Below are 25145 nucleotides of genomic sequence, written 5' to 3' on the forward strand. Positions count from 1 at the left end.
TCCCACCCTCTGGAGACATCCATGACCTCCTCCGGCATCAGCCGTCGCGGCGCCCTGCGCATGTTCGGCATCGGCGCCCTCGGTGTGGCCGGCGTCGGCGCCCTCGGCGCCTGCGCCCCGTCGCCCGCCGGTTCCGGCTCCGGCTCGAACGGCGGCGACACCACGTCGAAGAACTTCGACTTCACCTCCTGGTCGCTGAACGAGGAAGCCGCCAAGCCGTCGATCGAGAAGATCATCGCGGCCTGGGAGAAGGCCGAGGGCTCCAAGATCCGCGCCGTCTCGTACCCGTACAACGAGTACCTGAGCCAGCTGACGCTGAAGCTGGGCGGCGGCGAGACGACCGGCGCGGTGCACCTGGACATCGCGTGGCTCGCCGCGGTGGCGCAGATGGGCAAGCTCGCCGACCTGGGGTCCGTGGCCATGAAGGGCGGCTACACGGAGGTCGCGCTGAACAGCGGCGTCTACGACGGCAAGCAGTACGGCCTGCCGTGGAACACCGGTTCCATCGGCGTGATAGCCAACACCAAGCTCCTGGACAAGGCGGGCATCAAGCAGCACCCGACCACGATCGAGGAGTTCGAGGACGCGCTGCGGGCGCTCAAGGGGCTCGGCGGCGGTGTGGTGCCCTACGCCGCGGCCACCAAGGTCGCGCAGCTCAAGGACATCTTCCCGTGGATGCAGACCTTCGGCTGCAGCCTCATGGAGGGTGACAAGGTCACCATCGGCGACGACGCCTCCGTCGACGCGGTCACCTGGTACAAGAAGCTGCACGACGAGAAGCTGATCGCCGCCGACGTGGACCGCTTCGACGCCCGCGCCCTCTTCAGCCAGGGCAAGGCGGCCTTCTACGACGACGCCATCATCGGCAAGGGCGTGACCTCCGCCCAGGCCAAGGACAAGACGCTGGCGGACGCCATGCAGCCGATGAAGCGTCCGGTGGTCAAGGCCGGCGACACGCCGCAGGCGCTGCTCTGGGGCGGTGTGATCGCCGTCGTCAAGGGCAAGGGCCAGGACGCGGCCTCGCAGTTCGCCCTGCACACCACCTCGGACGTGGCCACCACCACGGAGTACTTCGCCTCCCGCGCCCTGCCGCCGTCCACCTCGGCCGGTCTGGACGCCCCCGAGGTCGCGAAGGACAAGTTCACCGCCGACTGGACCGACAAGATCACGCAGACGGCGACCGGCAGCCCGTTCTGGCAGTTCGCGCAGAACGCCCAGATCGAGGAGGCCGTGGCCAAGCAGGTCCAGGCCGTCCTGGTCGGCAAGTCGAAGCCCAAGGACGCCATGAAGAAGGCGAACGAGGAGATCACGTCGCTGATCAAGCGCTGATCACCCACTGATTTCGCGCCGCAGGGCGCGTACGGGGCCCATGGCCGGGGCCCGGTGAGACGGTCCGCCTCTCATCGGGCCCTTCGCCATGCCCGCACGCGGATCCCCTCCTGTGTATGCGAAATCCCCATTGTGCAAACTCTGTTCGCCATATGGGATCTGTTGTAGGTTTCCGGCGCAGTGAAGGCGCTGCCGGGCTCCGGGCCCCGTGGTGCCTCCCCGTCACGCCCTGCGAAGGAGCTCACCTTGCGACGTCCCACTGTCCGCGCCTGCGCCGCCTCGGTCGCGGCCCTGGCCGCCCTGCTCGTGCCCGCACCGGCGGCCCAGGCCGACGGCACGGCCGCCGCGGCGGCGACGGTGATCGAGAAGGTCCCGTACGCGATGGACACGTCGAACCAGGCCGCCTGGTGGTCCCCCGCGGCCACCTACAAGGGCCGGGGCCAGTACACGTACTTCGCGTTCAACGAGCCCGGCTCGACGGCCGCCACGCACCGCCCCGCCATCGCGCGGCGCGACCCGGACGGCGTCTGGAGCCGGCTGCCGCTGCTCAACGCCGACGGGCAGCAGGCCGAGTTCGCGGACGACAACGGCCACAACCAGCCGTCCGTGGCCCGCGACGGCAGCGGCCGGCTGCATGTGTTCGCCTCCATGCACGCCAACCCCTGGCGCTACTACCGCACCGACGCCCCGGGCGGCGCCGTCACGGACCACGCCGCCGAGATGCCCGACCAGGGCGTCGCCATCACCTACCCCGTGGTCACCACCGCGCCCAACGGCGACCTGTACCTGGCCGCCCGCGTCGGCGCCGGGTCCGACCAGCGCCCCGGCCGGCTGTACCGCTGGGACAACGCGGCCTCGACGTGGAGCGTCGTCGCCACCTTCGCCGGGGCGCTGAACCGCTCGGTCTACCCCGACGACGTGGCGGTGGACGCGCAGGGCCGCGTCCACGTGCTCTTCGAGTGGGCGAAGGCCCCGGCGACCGGCTTCCGCCACCAGCTCTCCTACCTGGTGTACGACCCCGCCACCGGCGCCTTCACGGACAGCAGGGGCGCGTCCGTCACCACCCCGGTCACCCCCGCCACCTCGGACGTGATCCAGGACCTCACCGAGGGCGAGGAGTGGAGCATCGACAACGCGTACACCGGCCCGGCCGTGCAGAGCGCCAAGCTCGCCCTGGACGGCTCCGCGCCGAAGATCGCCTACCGCTACCGCTCGGCGGACAGCAACGGCACCTTCCGCGTGTACTACGCCTACCCGAGCGGCGGCAGCTGGATCCGCCAGAGCGTCTACTCCGGCGTCCAGACCACGGCGGCCATCGGCATCACCTGGGACGCGGCGGCCGGCGGCAGCCGGGTCTACTATGTGACGGCCAGCGGCACCGACCGCGTCTTCGCCGCGACCCGCCCGGCCTCGACCTGGACCCCGGAATCCGTGGCGCCCGGCATCACGGCGGACCGGCTGGCGGTCCGTCAGGACTCGGACGGCAAGGACGTGCTGTACCTCCCCGACACCGCGCACACCACGCTCTACTACGGTCTGCGCTGACGCCCCGGGATCTCCCACGGGCCGCGCCGACGGCTCACACCCGGACGAGGAGGGAGGTCGCGGCCGGATGCCGGGGCCGCCCTCCACGGCCGCAGCTTCTCGGGGTTGCGCACGGCCCAGAGATGGGTGATGCGCTCCCCCACGAAGCCGAACGCGTAAACGGTGACGACGGTGCCGTCCTGTTCGGCGACCAGCCCGGGGCGGCCGTTGACAGCCCGTTCCCGCAGCACCAGACCCGGCTGACGCTCCCTCAGCCACAGGAGCCCGCGCGCCAGGTCCCCGGCGCCCGTCACCGGGTGGGGCAGGGTGGGCGCCAGACCGCCCCCGTCGCCGGTCGCCCGGACCTCCGGGTCGAGCAGCCCGACGAGGGCCCCGACGTCCATGGCCTCCCAGGCGATCCTGAACTCCCGGACGACGGCGGCCTGTCCGGCCTCCGGGCGGCTGCCGGCCACCGGTGAGGCGCGGACCCGGGCACGGGCCGAGACGGCGAGCTGCCGGCAGGCCGCCGGGGTGCGGCCGACGATCCGGGCGACCTCGGGGAAGGGGTAGCGGAAGACGTCGTGGAGCACGAGGACGACGCGCTCGGCCGGGGTCATCGATTCGAGGACGACGAGGAACGCCATGGTGACGGTCTCGTCGAGCGTGACCCGGTCGGCGGGATCCGCGGCCTCCGCGGCCGGACCGCCGGGCCACCGCGCGGGGCCCGGAATCGGCTCGGGCAGCCACGCGCCGACGTAGTTCTCGCGCCGCGCGCGGGCCGATCCCAGCACGTTGAGGCAGACGCGGCCGACGACCCGGGTCAGCCAGGCGGCGGGACGTTCGATCGCCCGTCGCTGCTGCGGGCTCATGGCGTACCAGCGGGCGTACGTCTCCTGGACGGCGTCCTCTGCCTCGGAGAGGGAACCCAGCAGCCGGTAGGCGATGTTGACGAGCTGACGCCGTTCGCGCGCGAACGTGCCCGGTACCGGGCGGACGGCGAGCGGACCGGGCCCGGACGGGCGGTCCTTCTGTTCGGACGGGTCGGTCATGGCGGTCTCGGCTCCCTCGGTCGCGGGTCTCCTCACCCCTTTGACCGGACAGCGGTCCCGTATGTGACATAGCCCCGGGCGCGGGACGGTCGCGGAGGGAGGCTTCCTCCGGCCAGGGGGCACGTGCGCGCCGGCCCCGGGCGCACGACGGTCGCGGCCCGGCCTCACATTCCGGGGTGCCGCGCGGTCGTAGGGACACGAAAGTCCCGCAGCCGCCCGGCACGTCCCGGACCCGGGCGGCCCGACCCGAGGGGAACGCCCCATGACCTCGTCCACGCACACGACCAGAGCCACGCACACGACCGCCTCCGACGACGGAGTGCGGTCGCGGCTGCCCGATCCCCGTGATCTCGTCCCCGACCTGGCGAAGCTCTCGGGTGCGCTGCGCGGCGCCCTGCGCGACGGCCCCGTACCGGAGACCACGCTGACGCTGATGCAGCTGCGCGCGGCGCAGATCGTCGGCAGCACCTATCACGCGCTGCCGCTGACGGAGGCCCTGCGCAGGTCCGGTGAGAGCGAACCGCGCATCACGGCCGTCGCGACCTGGCGGGACGCGCCCTGCTTCAGCGAGGGCGAACGGCTCGCCCTGGAACTGGTGGAGGCGGTCCTCACCCCGAACCCGGCCGGGGAGCGGGTGACCGACGCCCTCTTCGCGCGGGTGTCGGCACTCTACGGCGACGAGGAGATCTGGACGCTCACGCTGGCGATCGGGCACTTCTGCCTGTTCGTGCCCGTCGCCCTGATCGGGAAGCCCATTCCGGGCCGGCCGCTCGGGAAGAACTACAGCAGGTAGCGCCGGCGCGGGAGGGGCCCGCCGGCCGGGCCCCTCCCTTTGCGTCCGCCCGGATCAGCGGGCGCGCAGCTCCGCGAGCGTCCGGTCGAGATCCGCGGCGCGGGGCCGGTTGTGCGGGAGCTTGGCCAGCATCGCGGCCATGCCGCAGGTGTTGGTGAGGGCCGAGAAGACCAGTCCGGCCGCGATGCCCGCCGAGAGGATCTGGAAGGCGGGGTGGACGACCAGGCCGAGCAGGAGGCCGAGGAGCACGACGGTCCCGGCCGTGAGCCGGACCTGCCGTTCCATGCCCCAGACGGCGCGGGGCGCGCCCTGCGGACGGTCCAGCGCATGGCCGTCGGCGGCCCAGGCCCCGGTGCCGCCGGTGAGCGTGGCCGTCTCTATCCCGTTCTCGGCCAGGATCCGGCAGGCGTTCTCCGAGCGGGCGCCGGAGGCGCAGACCACCAGGATGCCGCCGCGGCCTGCCGCGTGACGGATGTCGGGCAGCGCCCGCCGGATCTGGTCGAGCGGGATGTTGAGCGCGCCGGGCAGATGACCGCCCGCGTACTCGCCGGGCGTGCGGACGTCGATGACGGTCAACTCGTGCAGCCGGGAGCGGGCTTCGCCGGTACCGAGGGCGGTGGGGGTGGTCATGGCGGATGCCATCCTTTTCTTTCGAGGGTTCCGAGGGGGAGGGGTAGATTACCCCTGGGGGTATCCCATCGGATGGGGCACGTGGAAGTGAAGGGGCGAGGGGCGACGTGATGGATCTCGAACTGGCGGGGGCGGAACTGAAGGCGGTCCTGAACCGGCTGCGCCGGGCCCAGGGGCAGATATCCGGGGTGATCCGGATGATCGAGGAGGGGCGGGACTGCGAGGAGGTCGTCACCCAGTTGGCGGCCGCGTCCCGCGCCCTGGACCGGGCGGGCTTCGCGATCATCGCCACCGGTCTGCAGCACTGCCTGACCGGTACGGAGGACGGGCCCCGCACCCCGGAGGAGCGGGACGCGATGCGCGCGAGGCTGGAGAAGCTGTTCCTCTCGCTGGCCTGAACCGTCTCCGTGAAGCCGCCGGCCTGAACCGTTGCCGTGAAGTCGCCGGCCCGGACCTGCTCCACGAGGTCACCGGTCCGGGCCGTCTCCAGGAGGTCGCCGGCGCGGACCGTCTCCGTCAGACGATCACGTCGACGAGCATGAAGCCCGCCACGCCCAGCAGGACGAAGGCGAAGATCCGTTGCAGGGTGCCGCCCGCGAGCTTCGCGGCGAGCCGCTTGCCGTCCCAGGCGCCGAGGATCGCGGCGCCCGTGAACGGGGCGATCACCTCCCAGCGCAGATCGCCGCCGCCCGTCCGCGCGGTGAGCGCGGCCAGGGAGTTGACGGTGATGACCAGCAGGCTGGTGCCGACGGCCTGCCGCATCCGCAGCCCGAGGACGCCCACCAGGGCGGGCACCGCGAGGAACCCTCCGCCGACCCCGAGGAAGCCGGTCACCGCGCCGAGTCCCGCGCCGGCTCCCGCCGCCTTCGCGGGACGGACCCGCTCGGGCGGTGCGGAGCGCGCGGGGCGCAGCATCCGCAGGGCGGCCAGTGCCGCGATGACGGAGAACGCCGCGGTGAGCAGCGCGGCCGGGATCCGGCTCGCGGCGGCCCCGGCGAGGTAGGCGGGCACGATGCCCGCGGCGGCGAACAGGGCCCCGGTCCGCCAGGCGACGTTGCCGTCGCGGGCGTGGGCGTACAGGGCGGTGGCGGAGGTCGCGGTGACGATGATCAGGCTGGCGGTGGTCGCCGAGGCCGGGGAGAACCCGAGCAGATAGATCAGCGCGGGGACCGCCAGGACGCTGCCCCCGCCGCCGAGCGCGCCGAGCGCCAGACCGACGACGGTGCCGGCGACCAGGGCGAGGATCAGGACGCTCACGCTATCGAGCCGGGGTTGCCGCGCCCGTCGACGACCGCGTATCCGGCGGCGGCCCACGCGTTCATGCCGCCCTTGACGTCCACCGCGTCCGCGCCCCGACCGATGAGGAGCGCCGCGGCCCGCTGCGAGCGGTGGCCGCTGCGACAGATCACGACGAGCGGGCGGCCCTGCGCTGCGGCGGGCAGGGCGGCGCCCGCGACCAGCCCGCTGAGCGGGGCGTGCACGGCGCCGGGGACGTGCCCCGAGGCCCACTCGGGCTTCTCCCGCACGTCCAGCAGAACGGCCTCGGGCCGCTCCCCCTCGGTGCGGATGCGCGCCTGGTCCACCCGCAGACGCGGTGCGGCCTTACGGAAGAGGGACATGGCTGACGGGACCTTTCGTTGTGCGTTTCACTGATGGCTCCGGGGAGCGGGGCGGACGGCCGGGGCCGGTCCGGCGGGTTCAGCCGGTGACGACCGGCAGTCCGGCGCCCTCGGCGGCGTCGAAGGAGTCGTCCACGGCGACGACCTCGCGGCCGGCCGCGTCGAGCACGGAGGCGGCGATGGCGGCGCGCATGCCGCCGGCGCAGTGCACCCAGACCGTTCCGTCGGGCACCTCGGCGAGACGCCGGTGCACCTCGTGGACGGGGATGTGGACGGAACCCTCCACCCAGCCCCCGGCGCGTTCGGAGTCGCGGCGCACGTCGAGGACGACGATGCCCTCCCGGTCCCGCGCGGCCAGATCGGCGAAGGTGGCGCGGGGGAAGGAGACCGGCCGCTCGCCGTCGCGCAGCCAGTCGGCGGGGCCGCCGGTCGCGGCGGCGGCCGGACGGTCGATGCCGACCCGGACCAGCTCCCGCTGGGCGGTGGCCAGTTGCTCCGCCGACTCGGCGAGCAGGGTGACCGGACGGCCCCACGGGATCATCCAGGCCAGGTACGTGGCGAGCTTGCCGTCCGCCTCGAAGTTGAACGAACCGGCGACGTGCCCGTCCGCGAAGGCGATCCGGTGGCGCAGGTCCACCACCCACTCCCCCGCCGCCAGCCGGGCGGCTATGCCGTCCGGGTCGGCCGGGGCGGGCGGGGTCAGGTCGACGGGGGCCGGACCGGCGGCGTTGGCCGGTGCCATGTGCGCGTAGTACGCGGGCACGTCCTCCAGCCCCGCGAGCAGGTCCGCGACGAACGTGTCCACATCGGCGGTGAGGGCCGTGTTGGCGGCCTTCTCCCTGCCGATGGTCGTGGCGTCGCCGTCGGCCTGCGCGGAGGAGCAGAAGCTGCCGAAGCCGTGCGTGGGCAGGACGGAGGTGTCGTCGGGCAGCGCGTCGGCGAGCCGGCGGGCCGAGGCGTGCTGGGCGCGGGCCAGGTCCTCCGTCAGCCTCGGCTCGACCAGGTCCGGGCGGCCGACCGTGCCGATGAGCAGCGAGCCCCCGGTGAACGCGGCAACCGGCCGGCCGGCCTCGGCGAGGACGTACGCGGTGTGGTGCGGGGTGTGTCCGGGGGTCGCCACGGCGGTCAGGGTCAGCGCGCCGTCGATGTCGACGGTGTCGCCGTCCGCGACGGCGGTCCTGGCGTACGGGACGCGCGCGCCGGCCGGCACGAGATAGGCGGCCCCGGTGATCCGCGCCAGCTCCAGACCGCCGGTCACGTAGTCGTTGTGGACGTGGGTCTCCACCACATGGGAGATCCGCACACCGCGCCGGGCGGCCGCGGCGATCACCTGGTCGATGTCCCGGGGCGGGTCCACGGCCACGGCCGCGCTCGGCCCGCCGGCGAGGTAGCTGCGATTGCCCAGGCCCTGGATCTCGATGGTCTCGACGAAGAACACAGATGCTGCCTTTCGCGTGAAAATTACCCCCCGGGGTATGTCAATCACCATAACACTCGTACCCCCGGGGGTATATTTCGTGAGGTGGTGACCGCCACATCCCCGCCCCCGGACCCGGCCCGAAGGACGCGCCGGAGCTCCGGCAGCGCGGGAGCACGGGCCGGGCGTCCGGCCGTACGGGAGAACGAGGTGGGAGCACATGGCATACGACCGCACCGTGACGCTGACGGCGCCGTTCGAGCGGGTGGAACAGGACGTGCGGCGGGCCCTGGCCGATCAGGGCTTCGGGATCCTGACCGAGATCGACGTCCGGGCCACGCTGAAGACCAAGCTCGACCACGACATGGAGCCGTATCTGATCCTCGGCGCCTGCAATCCGCCCCTGGCGAAGCGCGCGCTGGACGCGGACCGCTCCATCGGACTGCTGCTCCCCTGCAATGTCGTGGTGCGCGCCGACGGTGACCGCGTCGTCGTCCAGGCCGTCGACCCGGGCACGATGGTCACGCTGACGGGGCTCGACGCGATGGTGCCCGTGGCCGAGGAGGCCACGCGCCGCCTGGACGCGGCCCTCGCCGCCCTCCGGGACGCGTACGCCTGACCCGGAGGGCGGGGGGGGATCCCCGACCGGAACGGTCAGGCCGCGGCGGGTGCTGCCGTCGCGGCCCAGGCGCCGTAGCCGCCCAGGACGTCGGAGACGTCCGCGAAGCCGTGGTGGCGCAGCAGGCTGGCGGCGACGGACGAGCGGTGGCCGCCGGCACAGTGCACGACGACGGGGCGGTCGCGGTCGATCTCGGCCATCCGGGCGGGAAGCTCCCCGAGCGGGATGTGCAGGGCGGCGTCGATGCTCCCGTGCTCACCGCGCTCGGCGCAGCCGCGCACGTCGACGACCAGCGGCGGCGCCTCCCCGTCCAGCGCCTCGCGCAGCTGCGCGGCGGTGAGCCGGCTGGCGGGAGCGACCTCGTCCCCGGCCCCGGCCAGGGCGTCGTCCGGGGAGCGGAGGTAGCCGGCGACCCGGTCGAAGCCGATGCGGGCCAGGCGCGTGACGATCTCCTCCTCGCGGTTCTGCGGGGCGACCACGAGGAGCCGGTCGGTCGGCGCCAGCACCGTACCGGCCTGCTCGGCGAAGCGGCCGTCGGCCGGCACGTTGACCGCGCCGCGCAGATGACCGGCGCCGAACTCCTGCGGGTCGCGCGCGTCCACGACGACGGCACCCTCGGCCCGGCGGGCCAGGAACTCCTCCGCCCCGAGGGGGCGGGGCGCGGCGGCCGGGTCGTGCAGGGGCCGCTCCCGGCGGTTGAGGTCGGCGTCGTAGGCGAAGTAGCCCGGGGCGGCGGACTGGCCGGCGGTGACCAGGGCGACGAAGTCCTCGCGGCTCATCGGCGCGCAGGCGTAATTGGTGGCCCGCTGACGCCCGATCGTCGACTGCTTCTCGGACGAGAGGTTCTTGCCGCAGGCCGAGCCCGCACCATGGGCGGGGAAGACCCGCACCTCGTCCGGGAGGCCCATGAGCCGGCCCTGCACGCTGTCGTACAGCATCGAGCCCAGCTCCCGCGCCGTGACGCCCACGGAGGCGAGCAGATCCGGGCGGCCGACGTCGCCGATGAAGAGCGCGTCGCCGGTGAGCACGCCGTACGGCACCTCGTCCCCGGCGTCGCGGCGGACGAGCACACTGATCGACTCGGGCGTGTGCCCCGGGGTCTCCATGATCTCCAGGCTCACGCCGCCCAGCCGGATCACCTCGCCGTCGGCCAGGTGGCGCACCGGGTACTCGGTCTCGGCGCGGCGGCCGTAGCCGATCCAGGCACCGGTCCGGGCCGCCATCTCCAGGTGCCCGGCGACGAAGTCCGCGTGGAAGTGCGTGTTGATCACGCCGACCACGGTGAACCCGTGCGCCTCGGCGTCCGCCAGATACTCACCGACGTCCCGCCGTGGGTCCACGACGACGGCCTGGCCACTGGCCTCGTCGGCGATCATGTACGACGCCTGGGACAGGCAGTCCAGGTAGTACTGGGCGAAGAACACGGAAACCTCCGATACGACCGACGGGCCCGCCGACCGGGGTCGACACCGGCACCGTCACCGAGCCATATACCCACTGGGGTATATCCCCCGCACCGTAACCAGGCGGACCCACGCCGGTCAAATACCCCCCTGGGTATCCCTCGTCACCACTCCGTTCACTCGGTCGCTCACCGGTCCCGCTCACTCGGTTCCGTTCACTCGGTTCTGTTCACTCGGTTCTGTTCACTCGGTTCTGTTCACTCGGTTCTGTTCACTCGGTTCTGTTCACTCGGTTCTGTTCACTCGGTTCTGTTCACTCGGCGGAGTGGAGTCCGGCGCCCGCGCGGGTCACATCGGCCGAGTGCGCTTCGGCCCGGCGGCGGCCTGCCGAACGATGAGCGCATGTCATCGAACCCCCTGCGCTCGCTGGCCCGCCGCGTCCTTCCCACGCTGCTGGCCGCCCAAGCCGTCCTGCTCCCGCTCCAGATCTCCCCCGCCACCGCCGCGCAGCCCTCCGGCACGTGCGCCGCGCCCGCCGGCTGCGGCTCGGTCGTCGTCGCCCCGCTCTCCCAGGCCGCCCCGGACGAGGGTCCGTGCACCAGCCCCGAACCGGTCGTGTGCCAGATCCGGCGCGAGACCCCCGAGGAGCGCGAGGTCGCCCGCGAGCAGCGGATGCGCTACCACCAACTCCTGGAGGACATGGAACGCACGGAGTGCGCGATGCGCGCCGAAGGCCGCGCGGAGGAGGACATCGCCCGCACGCTGGTCCGGATGCGCAACGACGCCAAGGACATCGTCCGCGCGGGCATGACCCCGGAGCAGGTCGCCGAACTGGAGGCCCGCAACGAGAAGAAGTACGGCAACCCGCTCGGCCCGACGGCCGACCAGCTCTATCTGAAGTACGGCTCCTGGGAGAAGGTCTCCGACGCGGCGACGCGGTCGAGTTCGGCGGTGGACCACGAACTCGGCCTGGAGTTCCGCCACTGCGCGTGCGAGGTGCTGCTCACGGCCTGAGCCCCCGGGACGAGCCCCGGCCGAGCCCGCACGCCGTGGCCCGGCTCGGGCCCGGCCGAGGGCCCCCGCCTCGGCCCCCGCTAGGCACCGCCCGGGCCGCCGCGCGCGGACGGCCGGTCGGCGGCCCAGGAGGCCAGGATGCGCAGCCCGTCGTACGCGGGCGTACCGGCCTCCGCGGTCCAGACGACGAGCCGCTGTTCCGGGTCGCCGCCCGTGGTGAGCACCTCCTGATCGAGGGCGAGTTCACCCGCGACCGGGTGCCGGAGGACGGTGGCACCGCCACTCGGGGCGACCAGGTGCCGGTCGGCCCACCACTGCCGGAAATCGGCGTCCCGGACGGACAGTTCCCCGACGAGCGCGGTGAGCCGGCGGTCGTCCGGATGCGTCACGGCCGCCGTCCGCAAGTGCGCGACGGCGGCGCGGGCCGCCCCCGGCCAGTCGGCGTGGAGGGTGCGCACGGCGGGATCGGTGAAGAGTATGCGTACGTAATTGCGCCGCTTTTCCGGAACCGCTCCGAAATCCGTGACGAGCGCCGCGGCCAGGGAATTCCAGGCGAGGACATCCATGCGCCATCCGACCACGACGGCCGGGGTGAAGAGGAAATCACCGAGCATGCTCCGCAGCGGCGGCCGCACCGTGTCCCGGGCACGGCGGCGCGGCCGAACGGTGTCCTTCCCCGCCAGATGGAACAGATGACGGCGCTGGTTCTCGTCCAGCCGCAGCACATCCGCGACCGCCGCGAGCACGGGGCCGGAGGCCGGTATTCGCCCCTGCTCCATCCGGGTGTAGTAGTCGGCGGAGATCGCCGCGAGCCGGGCGACCTCCTTGCGCCGCAGTCCGCCCGTACGGCGCGGCCCGTCGTCGTCGGGCAGTCCCACCGCGCCCGGACTCAGCTCGGCCCGGCGGGCCTTGAGGAATTCCCCCAGCTCATTGAGGTGCGCTGCCTGACTCATGGTTCCAGTCTGGGCAGCGGAAGGGTGCGGGGCGAGCCGGAGGATGTCGGGAGAAAATGGACGGGACGGTCCACGCGACGGACTTCGAGAGTTACCTCCCAGGTCATCGACGCCATCCGCCTCTGCGGGCACCGTGGTGCACGTCCACCCCGTCCAGCACACCGCCCCGCACCCGAGGAGCCACCGTGACGACCGACAGCCCCGCCCTCGACCCCCGTTCCGCCGCCGCGACCACGCGACGCGCCGTCGAGGAGTTCCTCGCCGCCCGCGCCACCGCCGACACCGCGCGGCTCGTCGCCCTCTTCGCCGACGAGGTCGACTGGCTGCTCGCCGAGAACCCGGGCGTCCCCTGGATCCGGCCGCGCTCCACCGGCCCCGAATGCGCGGCCCAGTTCGAGGAGTTGGCGGCCCATACGGTCCCCGAGGACGCCCGCGCCTCCATCGACACCCTGCTGGTCGACGGCACCGACGCCGTCCTCATGGGGCACCTCTCGGGAACCGTGCGGGCGACGGGCAAGTCCTTCGAGGGCCCCTTCGCGCTCCGCCTCACCGTCGAGAACCACCGGATCACCCGCCTGCACCTGTACGAGAACAGCGTGTCGATCGCGGCGGCGTGCACCGCTTCCTGAGCCCGGGCGGCCGGTCGCTGTTCCGGGGCCCGTGGTTCCATGCCCGGATGACCACCAAGCACTCCGGAGCGCCCGACGCGAGGCCGGACCCCTGGATCCGGCAGCGGACCGACGACGACATCGAGGCGTGCGTACGCGTCCTCGCCGAGGTCCACACGCACGACGGCTATCCGGTGAACTGGCCCGACCGCCCCGGCGATTGGCTCTCGCACGGTCCGCTGCTGGGATCGTGGGTGGCCGGACTCGGCGCCCGCCCGGACGGGCACGTCAGCCTGTCGCACGCCGGCGAGGACGATCTGGCCCCCACGGTGTGGAGCGAGCGCAACGGGACGTCGCGGGAGGCGACCGCCGTGCTCGGCAGACTGTTCGTCGCCCCACGGGCGAGAGGACACCGGATCGGCGCCCGGCTGATCCACCGGGCGGTGGAGGAAGCCCGGCGACGCGGCCTCCACCCGGTGCTCGACGTCGTCGCCTCCGACACGGCGGCGGCAGCGCTGTACGCACGGCTGGGCTGGGAGCGGATGGCCACGGTCGAGCAGCGGTGGAGTGCGCGCCAGACGGTGTCCGTCCACTGCTACGCGGCGCCGGCGCCGTGACGGATCGGCCCCCGGCCTCCCGTCGATGACCGCACCGGCCCCAAAGGGCCGGCTACACCTCAGCCGTGCGCGCGGTGCTCGGCCGCGTCGAAGGCGGGAACGAGCGGGGCCAGCGCCGCACGGAGCCGGTCGGCGAGAAGACCCGAGGGCACGAGGAACCCCTGGGCGACAAGGGCCGCACCGACACCCGCGCCCCCGACCTCCCCGGCCCATCCGACCTCGCCGGCCTCTCCGGCACCCCCCGCGCCCCCGGCCGCCGTCGGGTCCGCGTCACGGCCGCCGCCTTCCCGGACGGCGCCTTCCCCGCCGCCTTCCCGGACGGCCTTTTCCCTGCCGCCGCCTTCCCGGACGGCGTCCGGCCGGAGCCAGCCTTCGAGCGCGATGCGTACGGCGGCGGCGACACCGGCGGCGAGGACGCGCGCGGTGTACGCGTCATCCGGACCACCGAGACGTTCCGCGAGCACGGCGGCCAGGGGCGGCTCGATGTCCGCGGTGGCGGCGAGAAAGGCGTCGCGCAGCCCGGCCCGGGAAGTGACCAGCAGCAACGCCTTCGCCTCCCGCTCACTCGCGGTCGTGTACTGCTCGATCACCGCCTGGGTGATGGCCTCGGCGAGCGGCACATCGGCGGGCCGGGCCGCGACCGCCGCCGCGAGGCGCGCGTCCCGGTCGGCGGTGACGGCGGAGACGATCGCCTGCTCACGACTGGCGAAGTAGTTGTTGTACGTACGCGGCGAAACCCCGGCCGCTTCGGCGATGTCCTCGACTCGGACCCGGTCCGGCCCGTGCTCCTCGGCCAATCGCAGGGCCGCCTCACGCAGCGCTTTCCGCGTGGCCCGCTTCTTCCGCTCCCGCAGCCCCGAGGGCGGCACCGGTGGTGTCGTCACGGGCCCAGCGTTCCACAGGCGGCTGCGCACACGCAAAATCACGCGCACGAAAATTGACATCAGGACTAAACTTGCGTGCACGCAATATTCTCTGCGAGTCTCGTACCGCCGAGACAGACAGAGAAGGAGGCGCCGTGCGCGCACGAGGAATGACCTACGACACCGGATTCGTCGTCGACGGCCGGACCTCCCACGACCGCTTCGACCCCGCCGTGGTCCGTCGCGAGCTGGCCATCATCCGCGACGACCTGCACTGCAATGCCGTCCAGATCATCGGCGGCGACCCGGCCCGGCTGGAAGCGGCGGCCGAGGCCGCCGCCGATCTGGGCCTGGAGGTCTGGTTCTCCCCCTATCCCCTGGAGCTGGAACCCGAGCAGATTCTCGCCCTGTTCCGCGACTGCGCCCGCCGCGCGGAGCGCCTCCGCCGGCAGGGCGCCTCCCTGGTGTTCGTCGCGGGGGTCGAGCTGAGCGTGATGAACCGGGGCTTCCTGACTGGAGACTCCCCCGAGGAACGTGTCGACCGGCTGATGAACCCGCCGGAACGGCGCCCCGAAGCCATCCGCGACCTGGGCGTACGCATGAACGCCTTCCTCCAAGAGGCCGCCGCCACCGTCCGCGCGCACTTCCGGGGCCGGCTCACCTACGCCGCCATCCAGTTCGAACAGGTCGACTGGACCCCCTTCGACCTCGTCACCTACGAACTCATCCGCTCCGCCGACATCGCCCCCCACTTCCGCACCGCCGTGCGCACCCTCGCCCGCACCCCCAAGCCCCTGGCCATCACCGGCTTCGGCACCGCCGCGTACGAGGGCGCCGGAGACCGCGGCGGCCGCGTCCTCGACGTGGTCGAACACGACCCGGCCACCAGGGCCCCCCTCCGCCTCAACGCCCCCCACCCACGCGACGAACCCGGCCAGGCCGCCTATCTCGACGAACTCCTCGACATCTTCGCCACCGAGGGCGTCGACAGCGCCTTCGTCTTCCTCTTCGCCCTCCCCGGCTACCCCCACCGCCCCGACGGCGACCCCCGCGACGACCTCGACCGCGCCGCCCTCGGCATCGTCAAACTCCTCGAGAACCGCCGGGGCATCACCTATCCCGACCTGGACTGGGAACCGAAGGCCGCCTTCACCGCGGTGGCACAGCGGTACGCCCGGATCCGGAACCGCAGCGGGGACTGACCCGGGCCCCGGCCTCCGTCAGTGCGGCGTGTGCGCGGTGCGCTCCCCACTCCGGCATCCGGCGCCGCCGATGTAGTACGCGTTGAGATAGTTCGGCCCCGCTCCCGGAAGCTGCGTCCGCCCCGGGCTCACACACAGGTGGTAGTCGTTCCCGCTGCCGCCCCCCTGAACGTCGACGTGCAGCCGCACCGTCGTCGTACCGCAGTGGTTGTACGCGGCGAACTGCGACTCCCGGACGCTGTAGCGGAAGAATCCGCACGGAACAGCGGACCCGGCACCCGCCCGCCGCACCTCCGGACCCCAATCGAAACCGGCGTGCGCCGGCCCCGGGAACGCCATCATGAGCAGCGCGGCACCGGACGCCGCCGCGAGAGCCACCCGGACCGGGCGAAGGAAGGGCTTCACGAACACTCCTCGGAAGTGAGTCATGACGAGGGACGACCGGACGACCGGCCCTGCCCGGCGCCACGACACCTGCCCCGTGGCGCACCGGCCTCCTCATCGTAACTCTGCGTATTCAGAAGGTTGCTATACGTCATCAGATCGAGTGAGGTGAGCCCTCGCGCGGACGGCGGCGAGAGGGGCGGAGGCTATGGGGTGCGAACGCGCGTCCGGAGCTGCCGGCCGACTCGCGGCGACCGACAGCTCCGGACGGGGTGGCTCGGATCGACGGGCCCGGCCCCTGACGGGCCGGACCCGTCGGGGTCAGCGGTTCTGCAGGGACTTCACGTTGTCGCCGAAGGACCAGCCCTTCGAGCCGTCCCAGTTGAGGGACCACGTCATGAGGCCCTTGAGGGAGCCGTTGAAGGTGTTCCACGCCTGGCTGACCAGGCTGGGGGCCATGTAGCCGCCGCCGGCGCCGGGCTGGGCGGGAAGGCCGGGGACCTGCTTGTCGTAGGGAACCTTGATCGTGGTGCCCTGGATGGTGAGGCCGTTGTTGAGGCAGGTGGTCTGGGCGGCGAAGCCCTCGACGGTGCCGGCGGAGTACGAGTCGCCCGAGCAGCCGTACATGCTGCCGTTGTAGTACTGCATGTTGAGCCACCACAGGCGGCCGTTGTCGACGTACTTCTTGATGATGGGCAGGTACGCGCCCCAGATGGACCCGTAGGTGACGCTGCCGCCGGTGACGTAGGCGGTCTCGGGGGCCATGGTGAGGCCGAAGCCCGCGGGCATCTTGGCCAGGACGCCGTCGATGATGCGGATGAGGTTGGACTGCGAGGCGGACAGCGTGGTGATGCTGCCGCTGCCGGACAGGCCGGTCTCGATGTCGATGTCGATCCCGTCGAAGTTGTACTTCTTGAGGATCGGGACGACCGTCTCGACGAAGCGGTCGGCGACCTTGCTGGACGACAGATCGATGCCCGCGGCCGCGCCGCCGATGGACATCAGCAGCGTGGCGCCCTTCGCCTTGGCCTCACACATCTCCGCCGGCGTCGACACCTTCACACCCGCGTCCATGCCGTCCTCCCACAGGACGGTTCCGTCCGAGAGGATCACGGGGAAGGCGGCGTTGATGACGTTGTAGCCGTGCTGGGCGATGCGGCTGTCGGTGATGGGGACCCAGCCCATACCGGGGTGGACGCCGTTCGAGGCGCCGTCCCAGTTCTCCCAGTAGCCCTGGAGCACCTTGCCGGCCGGCTTGGGCTTCGTGGCGCAGGTGGCGTCGCCCGGCGGATCGGTGGGCGGCGGGGTGGTGGGCGGGTCGGTGGGGGGCGGGGTGGTCGGGGGGTCGGTGGGGGGCGGGGTGGTGGGCGGGGGCGTGCTGCCGCCGGGGCCGGTGAGGGTGATGTCGTCCGCGTAGTACGCGGGCGTCCCGTACCAGCCGTGGAGGTAGAGCGTGACCGACGTGGTGTTCGCACCGGTGGTGAAGCCGACGCTCAACTGGCTGTACGACGAGGAGCTGGGCGTCCAGGTCTGCGGCTCGCTGGCGGCACCGGTGCCGGTGGCGCCCAGGTAGACGTAACTGCCCTGGACGAAAGCGCTCAGCGTGTACGTCGAGTTGGGCCGGACGCTGACCGTCTGGGTGCACTGGGCGTTGCCCAGGCCGGACGGGGTGGCCTTCAGCGCGGACGAGCCGGAGTGCACGGGGCTCGTGACGGCCTCGCCGGAGCCGTTGGCGCAGGTCCAGCCGGAAAGCCCGCTCTCGAAGCCGGAGTTGGTCACCAGGTTGTCGGTGGCGGCGGCGCCGGCCGAGCCTGTTCCGACGAGGGTGACGCAGGCGCCGATGACGGTGGCGGCGCTCACCCCGGCGATCGTGCGGGTCAGGACGGTCGAGCCGCGCCGGGGCCGGACGGCGGTCGAATGCCCGTCGTCCGCCTCGGACAGCGTACGGATGCTCCGACGGAACATGCTGTGCTCCATTCTCGCCACGTGCCGTGGGCGTGAGCGTGCGTGGGGGGGGCGTGGGGGCGTGGACGCACGACCCCGGATGAACTGGAGAAACGCGGTGCGGCGGTCGACCGGATCGTAGAAGGGGCGACAGGGCCCGTCAATAGGTCTGGACCAAAGGCGCGGGACTGCCGGGAGTTCCACTTGCCGGAACTTGACAGACCGGGCGCTGCCCGGCGAATCGCTTGAACGCAGGGCCGGTCCGGTGTGAGGGTGCGGCCTGTCCAGCAGGACGACATGCCGTTCGGCCGGGGGGCCCGATCCAGAACATCCGCCTCCGGTACGGGCGTTGGGCTTGTCATACCCATGACAGGCGTGGCCGGTTTTCATCACCTCTCACAAGGAGCCCTGATGGTGAAGAAGTTGGCGGTGGCCGGAGCATCCCTGGCCATGACCCTGGGGGTGGTGTCGCCGCTGCCCCTTGCCGCGGCCTCCCCCGCCTCCTCGCCCCCGTCGAACACCTCCAGACCCGATCCGGTCGCGGCGGCGGTCGCCGCCGCGGACCGCGCCACGGGCAGCGGCGTGGACGCGCTGGCGAAGGGACCGTCCGAGCGCTACGACCGGCGCCAGGTCATCCCCTGGGCCGACAACCTGTACGCGGTCGCCTACGAACGCACCTACAACGGCCTGCCGGTGGTGGGCGGCGACGCCGTGGTGCTGGCCGACGGCGACGGCACCGTACGCTCGGTGCAGTCCGCGACCACGGCCAGGATCTCCGTACCGACCACGGCCAGGATCCCCGCGAAGCAGGCCGCCGCGACCAGCAGGTCCCGGCTGGCGAAGGTCACGAAGGCCGACGCCCCGCGCCTCGTGGTCCGGGTCGAGAACGACCACCCCGTCCTCGTCTGGGAGACCCTGCTGACGGGCCGGACGGCGAAGGACGCGCCCAGCAGGCTGCACGTCTTCGTCGACGCGGTGACCGGCACGGTCGTCGACGCGTACGACGACGTCCGGGCCGGCACGGGTCGCAGCGAGTGGAACGGGCCCAACCCGCTCACCATCGACACCTCCCGTTCGGGCACCCAGTACGTCCTGCGCGACACCACCCGGCCCGGCCTGCAGTGCTCGGACTACAGCGGCGGTGTCTTCACCAAGTCCACCGACGACTGGGGAACCGGCAACGCGTCGAGCCGGGAGACCGGCTGCGTCGACGTCATGTACGCGGCGCAGAAGCAGTCGGACATGCTCAAGGAGTGGCTCGGCCGCAACGGGCACAACGGCAACGGCGGCAGCTGGCCGACCCGCGTCGGCCTCAACGACCTGAACGCCTACTGGGACGGCTCCACCGTCACGATCGGCCACAACAGCGCCGGCAAGTGGATCGCCGGCATGGACGTCGTCGCCCACGAGTACGGGCACGGGCTCGACTCGAACACGCCCGGCGGCGCCAACCACGAGAGCGGTCTGGGCGAGGGCACCGGCGACATCATGGGCGCCCTCACCGAGGCGTACGCCAACCAGCCCGCCGGCTACGACACCCCCGACTACACCGTCGGCGAGATGATCAACCTCCAGGGCCGCGGCCCCATCCGCAACATGTACAACCCGGGAGCGCTCGGCCACCCCGCCTGCTACTCCGCCTCCATCCCCAACACCGAGGAGCACGCGGCGGCGGGCCCGCTCAACCACTGGTTCTACCTGCTGGCGGAGGGATCCAACCCCGGCGGCGGCAAGCCGTCCAGCTCCACCTGCGACGGCTCCGCCGTGACGGGCGTCGGCATCAAGGACGCCGGCCGGATCTTCTACGGCGGCATGCTGCTGAAGACCAGCGGCATGACCTACAAGCGCTACCGGACCGCCACCCTGACCGCGGCGAAGAACCTGGACGCGAGCTGCGCCCTGTTCGACCGGACCAAGGCCGCCTGGACCGCGATCAGCGTGCCCGCGCAGACGGGCGACCCGACGTGCACCGCGCGCGAGACCGACTTCTCCCTGGCGCTGAGCCCCGCCTCGGGTGACGTGCAGCCCGGCGCGACCGCCCGCACCACGGTGTCCACCGCCACCGTGACCGGCGACGCCCAGCAGATCGCGCTGACCGCCACCGGCGCGCCGAGCGGGGTCGGCGTCTCGTTCAGCCCGTCGACGGTGACCTCGGGCAGCAGCTCGACCATGACCGTCACCACCTCGTCCGGCACGACCGCGGGCTCGTACCCGATCACCGTCACGGGCCGCAGCGGGGACAAGACGCACACCGCGCAGTACACCCTGCGGGTCGGTGGCGGCGGCACCCCGTCCACCCCGCCGGACGTCGACGTGGCGAAGGTGCAGGCCCACCTCTCCCAGCTGTACACCATCGCCCAGTCGAATGGCGGCAACCGCCGCTCCACCGGCAGCGGTTACCAAGCCTCGCTGGCCTACGTCAAGGGCAAGCTCCAGGCGGCCGGCTACACGGTCACCGAGCAGTCCTGCACCTCCGGCTGCTCGGCCGGCGCGGGCAACAACCTGATCGCCGAATGGCCGAAGGGTGACGCGAACACCGTCTACATGTTCGGCGCCCACCTCGACGGCGTGTCCGCCGGTCCCGGCATCAACGACAACGGCTCCGGCTCCGCCGCCCTCCTCGAAGCGGCCCTCAGCCTGGCGCAGAACGACCCGGCCATGAAGAACCGGGTCCGCTTCGCCTGGTGGACGGACGAGGAGCAGGGCCTGAACGGCTCCGACTTCTACGCCCGCAACCTGTCCGGCACGGAGCGCGCGAAGATCAAGGCGTACTACAACTTCGACATGGTCGCGTCGACGAACGCCGGCTACTTCGTCAACAACCTGAACTCTGCCGCCTCCGCGCCGATGAAGGCGTACTGGGACTCCCTGGGCCTGGCCCCGCAGGAGAACGTCGAGGGCCAGGGCCGCTCGGACGACTACTCGTTCCAGCTGGTCGGCATCCCCACCTCCGGTTACGCCACCGGCGCCTCGGCGACCAAGTCGTCCGCCGAGGCCACCAAGTGGGGCGGCACGGCGGGCCGTTCGTACGACCCCTGCTACCACTCCTCCTGCGACACCACCAGCAACATCAACGCCACCGCGCTGAACCGCAGCGCGGACGGCATCGCCTACACGATCTGGAAGACCGCGGTCGGCCAGTCGCCCGACCCGGGCAACGACTTCTCGATCACCGCCAACCCGTCGGCGGGGACGGTCGGCCCCGGCTCCTCCGCCACGGTCTCGGTCTCCACCGCCACCACGAGCGGTTCCGCCCAGACCGTGAACCTCTCGGCCTCGGGCCTGCCCACGGGAGTGACCGTCGGCTTCAGCCCGTCGTCGGTCTCCTCGGGACAGACGTCGACCGCGACCGTACGGGTGGCGGACGGCACCCCCGGCGGCACCTACACGCTGACGCTGACCGGCTCGGGCGAGGTCACCCACACCACCACGTACACCCTCACGGTGTCCGGCGGCGGTACCGGTGAGACCACCTGGCAGCTCGGCGCGACCTACGCCGCGGGCGACATCGTGACCTACGACGGCGTCCGCTACCGGTGCCTCCAGGGCCACACGGCCTACCCGGGCTGGGACCCCCCGAACGTCCCGGCCCTGTGGCAACGCCTGTGACCCCGTGAAGTGACCCCGGGCCCGGCCGGCCCCCGCGAGGGGACGGCCGGGCTCGCCGCGCTCACCCCTCGGGCTCGTCTGCCATCCGCCTGCCGACGCGCGCGGCCGTCTCGCGCAGCCAGATGTGGGCCGCGTCGTGCGTGTGCACGGGGTGCCACCACATGGCCTCCCGCAGCGGGACGGCCTCGTACGGCGGCTCCAGCACGCGGACGGCGGCGAGCGGGGCGAGGAGCCGGGCCAGCCGGGCCTGGACCAGGGCGATGCGCCGGGTCCCGGCCACCAGCAGCGGGATGACCTGGAAGCTGTCCACGGAGACCTCGACCCGCGGCTCGACGCCCAGCATCCCGAGCTGGCGCACGGCCGGGGCATCGTAGGTGCGCTGGTAGGTGACCCAGGGCAGCCGGGCCAGGTCCTGGCGGGTGAGGCAGTCGTCGACGCCCGGGTGGTCGTCGGCGACCAGGAAGACCCAGCGGTCCCCGTACAGGTCGGTGGCGGGGAAGTCGCTGATGACCCCGTGCGGCATCAGCAGCCCGTCGGACGTGCTCAGCAGCGCGTCCGTGGCGTCGACCACCGAGGTGGGGGTCTGGGCGAACCGCAGCCGGATGCCGGGGGCCTCCTCGTGCACGACCCGGGAGAGTTCGGCGCCGAAGACCGCGACGGCGTAGTCGGAGGCGATCAGCTTGAACTCCCGTCGCGCCGCGGCCGGGTCGAAGTCGGCCTGGCTGGCGAAGAGGCGCTCCAGCACGTCGTAGGCCGTGGCGGTGCGGTCCAGGAGCACCTGCCCGAGGGCCGTCAGCTCGTAGTGGCCGCCGACCCGGGCGAGCAGCTCGTCGTCGAAATGGCGGCGCAGCCGGGACAGGGCCGCGCTCATCGCGGGCTGGCTGAGACCGACGCGCAGCCCGGCGCGGGTGACGTTGCGTTCCTCCAGCAGGGCGCGGAGGGCGACGACGAGATTGAGGTCCAGGCGACTGAGATTCACGGCGTTTCCTCTGACTGTCCGGCGGCGACCTGCGGGAATTCGCCACGTGGATGACTGTCATCCACAGAATCGATTTCCGTGATCGCGCGTGGCGGTCCAGATTAGTGCCACCGCAATCAGGAGGACATGTCCGTGAAACCTGAAGTCGCGTCCGCCCCCTTCGTCGGACCCTTCGCCCTGGCCACCCTTTCCGCCCCCGGCGGCCCCGCCTTCCCCGCCCTCGTGACGCCCGACGCCCGGGTGCTCGACCTGCGTCCCGCCCTCGGCGACGCCCGGCTGACCGTGCGCGGACTCCTCGACGACTGGGAGGCGGTGGAACCGCGCCTGGCCGCCCTGGCCGACGACGGCTCCCACGTGCGCACGCCGCTGACGGAGTTCCGCGTGCACGCCCCGGTCGAGCCGCGCCAGGTGTTCCAGTCCGGCGCCAACTACCGGCAGCACGTGATCGATCTGCATGTCGCGCACCGCGCGCCGGACGACGAGCGGCCGGAGGAGGAACGGCGGGCGGAGGCCGCGGAGATCATGGACCGGCGGGCGGCCGAGGACCTGCCGTACGTCTTCATCGGACTGCCGAGCGCGATCACCGGGCCGTACGACGACGTCGTGCTGCCCGCCTGGGCCGAGAAGCCCGACTGGGAACTGGAACTGGCGGCCGTCATCGGCCGGCCCGCCCACCGGGTGCCGGTGGAGGAGGCCCTGTCGTACGTCGCCGGATACACGATCGCCAACGACCTCACCGACCGCGCCACGGTCTTCCGCCGGGACATGCCGCAGATCGGCACCGACTGGCTGCGCAGCAAGAACGCGCCCGGGTTCACCCCGCTCGGCCCCTGGATCGTGCCCGCCGCGTCGGTCGTGGACCCGGGCGACCTGCACCTCACGCTGAAGCTCAACGGCGAGACCATGCAGGACGAGTCCACCAAAGACATGATCTTCGACGTGGCGCGGATGGTCTCCTACGCCTCGCAGACCGCCCGGCTGCTCCCCGGCGACCTGGTGCTCACCGGCTCCCCCGCCGGCAACGGCATGCACTGGGGCCGGCTGCTGCGCGACGGCGACGTCATGGAGGCCGCCGTCACCGGGCTCGGCGCCCAGCGCACCCGCTGCGTGGCGGAGGCGGCCCGGTGACCCCGGACCGCACCGACCCCGAGGGCTCGATCGCCCGTGCCGCGAAGGCGTACTCCAACTGGGGCCGCTGGGGCGAGGACGACGTGCTCGGCACGCTCAACTTCCTCGACGCCGCGAAACGCCGCGAAGGCGCCGCGCTGATCCGCCGGGGCGACAGCTTCTCGCTCTCCCAGCGCTTCGACATCGACGGCCCGCAGAAGGGCTGGCGGCGGCGCACCAACCCGGTGCACACCATGCTGGACACCGGCACCGACGCTGCCCTCGGGAACCAGGGCCTGCCGCACGGCATCGGCGGCGCCGACGACGTCATCGCCATGCCGTTGCAGTGCTCCACCCAGTGGGACGGGCTCGGCCACATCTTCGACCACGGCAGAGCGTGGAACGGGCGCGCCGCCGAGAAGGTCGTCACCTCCGACGGCGACCTGGTCACCGGCATCGAGCACATGGCCCCGCACGTCGCCGGACGCGGGGTGCTCCTCGACGTCGGCCGGGCCGTCGGCGAGAACGGGGAGCTGCCGGACGGTTTCGCGATCACCGAGGAGCATCTGGCGGCCACCGCCGAGGCGCAGGGCGTGAGCGTCGGCCGCGGCGACCTCGTGCTGGTGCGTACGGGCCAGCTCGCCCGGGTCCGCCGGGGCGAGGGCTGGGGCGACTACGCGGGCGGCCCCGCCCCCGGCCTGTCGTTCACCACGGCCGGCTGGCTGCACCGGACGGAGATCGCCGGGATCGCCACCGACACCTGGGGTTTCGAGGTCCGGCCGAACGAGTTCGCGCACGCCTTCCAGCCGCTGCACCAGGTCGCCATCCCGCACATCGGGCTGCTGATCGGTGAGATGTGGGACCTCGAAGCCCTCGCCGAGGACTGCGCGGGCGACGGCGTGTACGCCTTCTGGCTCACCGCCGCACCGCTGCCCATCACCGGGGCGGTCGGCTCCCCCGTCAACCCGATCGCGGTCAAGTAGACCGAGGAACGAAGGAGTTCTTCATGACCCAGCCCCGCACGGTCCTCGTCGTGGGCGGCGGCGCGGCCGGCAACGCCGTGACGATCCTGCTCCGCCGCGCCGGCGTCACCGTGGACCTGGTCGAGGCCAGGGACGACTGGAACGCCACGGCCGGCTCCGGCATCACCCTCCAGGGCAACGCGCTGCGCGTGCTGCGCGAACTCGGCGTGTGGGAGCAGGTCGAGGCGTCCGGATACGGCTTCGGTTCGGTCGGCATCACGGCGCCCGACGGAACCGTCCTCCACGTCCAGGACGATCTGCGCACGGGCGGCGACGACCTGCCCGCCACCGTCGGCATGCGGCGCCCCCGGCTCCAGCGGATCCTCATCGAGGCGGTGCGCGCCGGCGGCGCGCCCGGCCGGCGCGGGCCCACCCCCCCGATCCGGGGGCGATCGGGAGAGCGGCGGGGGGGGGAAGAGTGTCGTAACCCAAGTGGAGATAACGGGGGGGGGCGGGTGAT

The 25145-nt window shown here is 72.6% G+C and carries 24 protein-coding genes and 1 pseudogene; 13 read left to right on the forward strand and 12 right to left on the reverse strand.

The genetic code is table 11. The annotated features are described in order from the left end of the window. Positions 1–21 precede the first annotated feature (21 nt). Positions 22–1329, forward strand: a complete 1308-nt coding sequence (locus tag ACWCXC_RS35610; protein ID WP_450684972.1) for a sugar ABC transporter substrate-binding protein — start codon at positions 22–24, stop codon at positions 1327–1329. 246 nt (positions 1330–1575) lie between these two features. After that, on the forward strand, positions 1576–2874 hold the full coding sequence (locus tag ACWCXC_RS35615; protein ID WP_450891659.1) for a BNR-4 repeat-containing protein: 1299 nt from the start codon (positions 1576–1578) through the stop codon (positions 2872–2874). Here the strand turns inward: ACWCXC_RS35615 and sigJ are convergent. Beyond that, positions 2859–3902 carry an RNA polymerase sigma factor SigJ gene (gene sigJ / locus ACWCXC_RS35620; protein ID WP_450891660.1) on the reverse strand — a complete coding sequence of 348 codons (1044 nt, stop codon included), beginning with the start codon at positions 3900–3902 and terminating at the stop codon, positions 2859–2861. The two genes, ACWCXC_RS35615 and sigJ, sit on opposite strands and share 16 nt — an antisense overlap. A 262-nt stretch (positions 3903–4164) precedes the next feature. On the opposite strand from sigJ, the gene ACWCXC_RS35625 reads away from it, so the two are divergent. Then, positions 4165–4695, forward strand: coding sequence for a carboxymuconolactone decarboxylase family protein (locus ACWCXC_RS35625; RefSeq protein ID WP_450891661.1), 531 nt, complete (start codon positions 4165–4167; stop codon positions 4693–4695). Positions 4696–4749: 54 nt separating this feature from the next. On the opposite strand, the gene ACWCXC_RS35630 is transcribed toward ACWCXC_RS35625, so the two are convergent. Then, on the reverse strand, positions 4750–5325 hold the full coding sequence (locus tag ACWCXC_RS35630; RefSeq protein ID WP_450684968.1) for a rhodanese-like domain-containing protein: 576 nt from the start codon (positions 5323–5325) through the stop codon (positions 4750–4752). Positions 5326–5435: 110 nt separating this feature from the next. Between ACWCXC_RS35630 and ACWCXC_RS35635 the strand changes: the two genes are divergently transcribed. Continuing rightward, a complete protein-coding gene (locus ACWCXC_RS35635; RefSeq protein WP_450891662.1) occupies positions 5436–5723 on the forward strand; it encodes a metal-sensitive transcriptional regulator in 288 nt (95 codons plus the stop codon). Positions 5724–5841: 118 nt separating this feature from the next. Here ACWCXC_RS35635 and ACWCXC_RS35640 read toward each other — a convergent pair whose 3' ends face one another. From ACWCXC_RS35640 to ACWCXC_RS35650, 3 genes are all read right to left on the reverse strand, one after another. Beyond that, the gene (locus ACWCXC_RS35640) at positions 5842–6582 is read right to left on the reverse strand and encodes a sulfite exporter TauE/SafE family protein (protein ID WP_450684966.1); all 741 of its coding nucleotides are present in this window, start codon (positions 6580–6582) and stop codon (positions 5842–5844) included. After that, positions 6579–6944, reverse strand: a complete 366-nt coding sequence (locus ACWCXC_RS35645; protein WP_450684965.1) for a rhodanese-like domain-containing protein — start codon at positions 6942–6944, stop codon at positions 6579–6581. The genes ACWCXC_RS35640 and ACWCXC_RS35645 overlap by 4 nt, the downstream gene beginning before the upstream one ends. Before the next feature lie 79 nt (positions 6945–7023). Then, positions 7024–8382 (reverse strand): MBL fold metallo-hydrolase, encoded by a 1359-nt coding sequence (locus tag ACWCXC_RS35650; RefSeq protein ID WP_450891663.1) that lies wholly within the window; start codon positions 8380–8382, stop codon positions 7024–7026. A gap of 199 nt (positions 8383–8581) precedes the next feature. On the opposite strand from ACWCXC_RS35650, the gene ACWCXC_RS35655 reads away from it, so the two are divergent. Then, positions 8582–8980 (forward strand): DUF302 domain-containing protein, encoded by a 399-nt coding sequence (locus ACWCXC_RS35655; protein ID WP_450684963.1) that lies wholly within the window; start codon positions 8582–8584, stop codon positions 8978–8980. 35 nt (positions 8981–9015) lie between these two features. Here ACWCXC_RS35655 and ACWCXC_RS35660 read toward each other — a convergent pair whose 3' ends face one another. After that, positions 9016–10404, reverse strand: a complete 1389-nt coding sequence (locus ACWCXC_RS35660; protein ID WP_450684962.1) for a rhodanese-like domain-containing protein — start codon at positions 10402–10404, stop codon at positions 9016–9018. A gap of 381 nt (positions 10405–10785) precedes the next feature. Here ACWCXC_RS35660 and ACWCXC_RS35665 point away from each other — a divergent pair, with 381 nt between their 5' ends. Then, positions 10786–11397: a hypothetical protein gene (locus ACWCXC_RS35665; protein ID WP_450891664.1), complete on the forward strand. Its 612-nt coding sequence runs from the start codon at positions 10786–10788 to the stop codon at positions 11395–11397. 80 nt (positions 11398–11477) lie between these two features. Here the strand turns inward: ACWCXC_RS35665 and ACWCXC_RS35670 are convergent, their stop codons facing one another. Beyond that, on the reverse strand, positions 11478–12350 hold the full coding sequence (locus tag ACWCXC_RS35670) for a helix-turn-helix transcriptional regulator (protein ID WP_450684960.1): 873 nt from the start codon (positions 12348–12350) through the stop codon (positions 11478–11480). A 185-nt stretch (positions 12351–12535) separates the two neighbouring features. Between ACWCXC_RS35670 and ACWCXC_RS35675 the strand changes: the two genes are divergently transcribed. Together ACWCXC_RS35675 and ACWCXC_RS35680 are read left to right on the forward strand one after the other, a co-directional pair. Continuing rightward, complete coding sequence (locus tag ACWCXC_RS35675) at positions 12536–12979, forward strand: nuclear transport factor 2 family protein (protein ID WP_450891665.1); 444 nt, start codon at positions 12536–12538, stop codon at positions 12977–12979. A 47-nt stretch (positions 12980–13026) separates the two neighbouring features. Next, positions 13027–13575: a GNAT family N-acetyltransferase gene (locus ACWCXC_RS35680; RefSeq protein ID WP_450891666.1), complete on the forward strand. Its 549-nt coding sequence runs from the start codon at positions 13027–13029 to the stop codon at positions 13573–13575. 59 nt (positions 13576–13634) lie between these two features. Here the strand turns inward: ACWCXC_RS35680 and ACWCXC_RS35685 are convergent, their stop codons facing one another. Continuing rightward, positions 13635–14459, reverse strand: a complete 825-nt coding sequence (locus ACWCXC_RS35685; RefSeq protein ID WP_450891667.1) for a TetR/AcrR family transcriptional regulator — start codon at positions 14457–14459, stop codon at positions 13635–13637. 149 nt (positions 14460–14608) lie between these two features. Between ACWCXC_RS35685 and ACWCXC_RS35690 the strand changes: the two genes are divergently transcribed. Continuing rightward, positions 14609–15640 carry a hypothetical protein gene (locus tag ACWCXC_RS35690; protein ID WP_450891673.1) on the forward strand — a complete coding sequence of 344 codons (1032 nt, stop codon included), beginning with the start codon at positions 14609–14611 and terminating at the stop codon, positions 15638–15640. Between the two features lie 18 nt (positions 15641–15658). Here ACWCXC_RS35690 and ACWCXC_RS35695 read toward each other — a convergent pair whose 3' ends face one another. From ACWCXC_RS35695 to ACWCXC_RS35705, 3 genes and pseudogenes are all read right to left on the reverse strand, one after another. Then, a complete protein-coding gene (locus tag ACWCXC_RS35695) occupies positions 15659–16045 on the reverse strand; it encodes a DUF6355 family natural product biosynthesis protein (RefSeq protein WP_450684956.1) in 387 nt (128 codons plus the stop codon). Between the two features lie 300 nt (positions 16046–16345). Continuing rightward, the gene (locus tag ACWCXC_RS35700; protein WP_450891674.1) at positions 16346–17266 is read right to left on the reverse strand and encodes a chitinase; all 921 of its coding nucleotides are present in this window, start codon (positions 17264–17266) and stop codon (positions 16346–16348) included. 204 nt (positions 17267–17470) lie between these two features. Next, positions 17471–18358: pseudogene (locus ACWCXC_RS35705) on the reverse strand (carbohydrate binding domain-containing protein); the annotation flags it as partial. Positions 18359–18379: 21 nt separating this feature from the next. On the opposite strand from ACWCXC_RS35705, the gene ACWCXC_RS35710 reads away from it, so the two are divergent. Continuing rightward, a complete protein-coding gene (locus ACWCXC_RS35710; RefSeq protein ID WP_450891668.1) occupies positions 18380–21577 on the forward strand; it encodes a M20/M25/M40 family metallo-hydrolase in 3198 nt (1065 codons plus the stop codon). Positions 21578–21638: 61 nt separating this feature from the next. On the opposite strand, the gene ACWCXC_RS35715 is transcribed toward ACWCXC_RS35710, so the two are convergent. After that, positions 21639–22556 (reverse strand): LysR family transcriptional regulator, encoded by a 918-nt coding sequence (locus ACWCXC_RS35715; protein ID WP_450684954.1) that lies wholly within the window; start codon positions 22554–22556, stop codon positions 21639–21641. Positions 22557–22682: 126 nt separating this feature from the next. Between ACWCXC_RS35715 and ACWCXC_RS35720 the strand changes: the two genes are divergently transcribed. The 3 genes from ACWCXC_RS35720 to ACWCXC_RS35730 form a co-directional block, all read left to right on the forward strand. Further along, positions 22683–23684, forward strand: a complete 1002-nt coding sequence (locus tag ACWCXC_RS35720) for a fumarylacetoacetate hydrolase family protein (RefSeq protein ID WP_450891669.1) — start codon at positions 22683–22685, stop codon at positions 23682–23684. Continuing rightward, positions 23681–24646: a cyclase family protein gene (locus ACWCXC_RS35725; RefSeq protein WP_450891670.1), complete on the forward strand. Its 966-nt coding sequence runs from the start codon at positions 23681–23683 to the stop codon at positions 24644–24646. Before ACWCXC_RS35720 ends, ACWCXC_RS35725 begins: the two co-directional genes overlap by 4 nt. Positions 24647–24669: 23 nt before the next feature. Next, a partial coding sequence (locus ACWCXC_RS35730; RefSeq protein ID WP_450891671.1) for an FAD-dependent monooxygenase occupies positions 24670–25145 on the forward strand: 476 nt, incomplete at its 3' end.

This window comes from Streptomyces sp. NPDC001515 (assembly GCF_053597115.1).